At 67.5% G+C, this 1,162-nt stretch carries 2 protein-coding genes; both read right to left on the bottom strand.

What is annotated here, in order from left to right; genetic code table 11:
- Positions 1–32 precede the first annotated feature (32 nt).
- On the bottom strand, positions 33–560 hold the full coding sequence (locus DEH69_RS22800) for a transposase (RefSeq protein WP_258534890.1): 528 nt from the start codon (positions 558–560) through the stop codon (positions 33–35).
- A complete protein-coding gene (locus DEH69_RS22795) occupies positions 557–1,096 on the bottom strand; it encodes a winged helix-turn-helix domain-containing protein (RefSeq protein ID WP_113688879.1) in 540 nt (179 codons plus the stop codon). Before DEH69_RS22795 ends, DEH69_RS22800 begins: the two co-directional genes overlap by 4 nt.
- Between the last annotated feature and the right edge of the window lie 66 nt (positions 1,097–1,162).

Raw genomic sequence — 1,162 nt, 5'->3', positions numbered from 1 at the left:
TACTGAGGTTGAACTCGTGGTGACGCCTTTGGCTAAGGTTTGATGGTCAGGCCGGTCTCGGTGAGGCAGCCGTCTATGAGGTGGCTGCGGTACTGGATGTGGCGTAGGCCGCGTCGGATGCGCTGGGTGAGGTGTTCGGGGGTGGTGAAGGCGACGTTGGAGAGCCAGCCGCGTCGCAGGAGGGACCAGATGCCTTCGACGGGGTTGAGGTCGGGTGCGTAGGGCGGCAGGTAGTAGATGGTCAGCCAGTCCCGGGAAGCGGCGAACTCCCTTAACCCGGCAGCCTTGTGGACGTTCAAGTTGTCCCAGACGAGTACGATCGGGCTGCCGAGCTGCTGGTGGGCTGCGGTCAGCAGGTCCCGGTAGTCGCGCCAGGAGAAGCTCTTGCGACCGTCGCGTCGGTCATCGTCCTTGCGGGGCCGGTAGATCAGCCGGGAGCGGTGGCCGGGTTTGTAGCAGGTCAGCGCGGCGATGGAGATCCGTCTGCGGGATCGGCCGCGGACTCGGACCACCGGGGTCCGGCCCCGCTGCGACCAGGTCTTGGACTGCGGCGGCGTCATGGAGAATCCGGCTTCGTCCTCGAAGACGAGCCAGGCTCCACGGGCCGCCGCGAGCCTTCCGCGCGGGGCCACACCTCCTTCACCCATCCCGCGACCACGTCGTCGTCCCGCTCGATGGCCCGTCGGGCCGCAACCTGGCAGGACCAGCCGTTGCGCACCAGCAGCTTGCGCACGCCCTGGATCGTGTAGGTCAGGTGGAAACGTCGGCCGATCACCGTCTTCACACGACCAAGGGTCCAGCGTTGGTCTTCCCAGCCGTGCGCCGCCGGACCTTTCGCGAGTTCCGCCTCCAACTGCGCGAACTGCTCCTCGCTCAGCCTTGGCAGCGACGCCGGCCCCTGCGACCGCAGAGCACGCGGACCACCCTCATCCCACGCCTGCCGCCACCGCTGCACCGAGCGAACGCTGACCCGCAGGTCCTTGGCGATCACCGCACTCGCCTCGCCCCGGGCGAATCGCTCGGCCGCCTGGAACCGTAACCCCTCGCGGAACCGCTGCCGTTCGGCCGTCAACCCGCCACCTTGTGCATACCGCATACCCCGTTGATACCGCACCAGCGACGAACCGTCAGCCCTCACGACACCACGAGTTCAACCTCAGTA

Origin of the sequence: Streptomyces sp. PT12 (assembly GCF_003311645.1) — a bacterium.
Taxonomy (GTDB): Bacteria; Actinomycetota; Actinomycetes; order Streptomycetales; family Streptomycetaceae; genus Streptomyces.
The sequence above is the reverse complement of the archived record's forward strand: the minus strand, read 5'-3'. Positions and strand labels throughout refer to the sequence as shown.